Source organism: Polynucleobacter sp. 35-46-11 (assembly GCF_002281105.1).
The window spans coordinates 1-2914 of record NZ_NCFJ01000325.1; the positions used below are offsets into that span (position 1 = coordinate 1).

A 2914-nucleotide genomic window follows, 5' to 3' on the forward strand; every position below is an offset into this window, starting at 1 on the left:
TGGCCTGCAAAAGACTGGATTTATTAATGCTGCTGGTAGATGTTTGGTGATGCAGGCTAAGGTCAACAACACACCGCTTTTATTGGTCTTTCTGGATTCTGTTGGAACCCAGTCACGCTTTGCTGATGCTGTCAGGGTAAAAGATTGGTACGAGCGCATGCCAGCAGGGGAGCCTCAGTCGATTCGTCGCCTTATGTAGGTGCATGCCGGCGTATCGGCTTACGAATTCGCTTCGCTAGACTTGGGTTTATAGCCCATTCCTTTTGAGATTTGCAATGCAGTATCTTGCAGGAGCTTTAACCAGTCCGATTGGATACGATCAGTAGGGGAGCTCAGGGAGAGTCCAGCAACCAATTTTCCACTGTCATCTAGGATTTCAGCGGCAACGCAGCTAACACCCAGCTCCAGCTCTTCGTTATCGCGTGCGTGCCCCATTTTTCTGACTTGATTGAGTTCTTCATCTAGCTTGCCCAACTCAGTAATACTGTTGCGGGTATGCCCTGAAAGACCTGTCCGGGTGACATAGGCTCTCACTTGATTGGGGTCATCGCTCGCGAGGAATAATTTTCCAACCGAGGTTAAGTGTAGGGGCGCTCTTCCGCCGATTGCCCTCACCACTTGCATGCCAGAGCGCTCACTATAGGCGCGATCAATGTAAACAATTTCATCTCCCTGGCGCACAGAAAGATTGATAGTCTCACCGGTGAGTTTATGTAGGGCTCTCATTGGGGCTTGAGCTGCTTCTCGAACAGATAATCTAGCCTTCACGAGGTTACCTAGCTCCAGTAATTTGAGTCCTAAACGATAGGTGCCACCATCACCACGTTCAACCAGCCTGCAGGCAACGAGGTCATTCAGAATGCGATGTGCGGTAGAGGGGTGTAAGTCTGTCTCTTCTGCCAATAATTTGAGGCTAGTGGAGTCTTCATGCAAAGCCAAGGCATCGAGCAAATTCATCATGCGATCTACTACCTGGATAGCAGTCTTTCCTGCTTCACCAGATACTTTTGCGACTTTTGTAGATTTTCCCTTAGTCATGGGACTAATTGTAGCCACTTTTTATGCAAAATTGCACAATATGAAATCAGACGCTCTTAGGCACTCATTTTTCAAGTAGCCGCTGCAAAGATAAATCTAGGCAGATTTGAGCTGTGCAGCACACTCAGAGATGAGTGTTGGCCCCCGGTAAATTAAACCGCTATAGAGCTGAACCAAACTGGCCCCTGCAGCAATCTTTTCTTGTGCATCTTGGCCCGACATAATTCCACCAACGCCAATGATCGGAATGTGATCGTTTAAGCGGGCTTTCAGTAGTTCAATGATATGGGTTGAGGCTGCACGAACAGGTGCGCCTGATAAGCCGCCGGCCTCATTGCCAAAAGGCAGGTCTTGCACCGCTTCGCGCGCAATGGTTGTGTTTGTCGCAATGATGGCATCAATACTAAATTCCAGTAAAAGATCCGCTATAAAACCAATATCCTTAGCGTCTAAATCGGGTGCAATTTTGAGAAATAAGGGCTTACGAACACCATAGCGATCACTAAGGCTTTTTCGGGCAATATCAACCGAAGCTAAGAGTGAACGCAACATCTCTTCACCCTGCAGTGCCCGAAGATTTTGGGTATTCGGTGAGGAAATATTAATCGTAATGTAAGAAGCGGTCTCATAGACTGCTTCCATCGCAGTGACATAGTCGCTTGCTGCTTCCTCAATTGGGGTAGTTGCATTCTTGCCGATGTTGAGCCCAACAATGCCGCCATCTTGCCAGAATTGAGATTGACGCACTCGCTTAACGCATTCATCAACTCCGTCATTGTTAAAGCCCATGCGATTAATAATGCCCTGGGCTTCTGGCAAGCGAAACATTCTGGGTTTGGGGTTACCGGCTTGCGGTTTTGGGGTCACGGTGCCAATTTCTAAAAAGCCAAAGCCTAAACTGGCTAATGCATCAATATGCTGACCATCTTTGTCCAATCCAGCGGCAAGACCAATCGGATTTGGAAAGGTCATTCCGCAAAGTTCGCGAGGATCAGATGCTGGTTGCTTGATGAAGCAGCGCAATAATCCACAGCGCTGTGCCCGATCAAGATTAGTAAAGGTGATTCGATGAGCCTCTTCAGGATCTAGTGAAAAAAGCCAAGGGCGCAGAAGAGGGTAGCTATCAATCATGGTTCACTATTATCGCTGAACGATTGCTTGCCAGTGATCATTGATTAAACCTTCGATTGGCTGGAACTTCGCCTTATAGGACATCTTTTCGCTATTTTCAATGTAGTAGCCCAGGTAGAGATAGGCTAGCTTTAGTTGGATTGCCTGAGTAATTTGCCACAAAATGCTGTAAGTACCATAGCTATCAGAGGCATTGCTAGTGTCAAAGAAGGTGTAGACCGATGAAATACCTTGCTCAAGCATGTCAATCATGCTGACCATGCGTAACTTGCCGGGTTGCCTATCATCAGGGCCATCTCGAAATTCAACGATGCGAGAATTGACTCGGCTTTGCAGTAAAAACTGCATGTATTGATCTTGGTCGTCACGATCCATATCACCGTCGGCATGACGTGCATTTTGATACTGTTGATAGAGCTGGTAATGCTCCTCTTGATAGCCAAGATTCAATACCCGAATTTCAAGACCTTGGTGTTTTTTCAATGAGCGACGTTGGCTACGGTTAGCCTGAAACTGCGCAACGGGAATGCGGGTGGCAATACAGGCGCGGCATTCATCACAATAGGGGCGATAGGTATAAAGGCCGCTACGACGAAATCCTGCATTGACTAATTCTCCATATAAGTCAGCATGAATTAAGTGAGACGGCGTGGCTACCTGCGAGCGAGCAATTTTCCCCGGAAGATAGCTACAGGCATAGGGCGCCGTTGCATAAAACTGCAAGGTTGTTAAAGGAAGCTCTTTA

3 protein-coding genes and 1 pseudogene are annotated in these 2914 nt (G+C 47.4%); 1 reads left to right on the forward strand and 3 read right to left on the reverse strand.

Translation table 11 applies throughout. The features are described 5' to 3' along the window. A pseudogene (locus tag B7Y67_RS14305) lies at nucleotides 1-199 on the forward strand (peptidase S11); the annotation flags it as partial. A 20-nt stretch (nucleotides 200-219) separates the two neighbouring features. On the opposite strand, the gene B7Y67_RS14310 reads toward B7Y67_RS14305, so the two are convergent. The 3 genes from B7Y67_RS14310 to B7Y67_RS14320 all read right to left on the reverse strand — a co-directional run. Further along, nucleotides 220-1038 carry an IclR family transcriptional regulator gene (locus B7Y67_RS14310; RefSeq protein WP_293599217.1) on the reverse strand — a complete coding sequence of 273 codons (819 nt, stop codon included), beginning with the start codon at nucleotides 1036-1038 and terminating at the stop codon, nucleotides 220-222. Nucleotides 1039-1134: 96 nt separating this feature from the next. After that, nucleotides 1135-2169: a quinone-dependent dihydroorotate dehydrogenase gene (locus B7Y67_RS14315; RefSeq protein WP_293599218.1), complete on the reverse strand. Its 1035-nt coding sequence runs from the start codon at nucleotides 2167-2169 to the stop codon at nucleotides 1135-1137. Nucleotides 2170-2178: 9 nt separating this feature from the next. Then, nucleotides 2179-2914: arginyltransferase (locus B7Y67_RS14320; RefSeq protein WP_293599219.1), on the reverse strand; the 736-nt coding region annotated here is incomplete at its 5' end.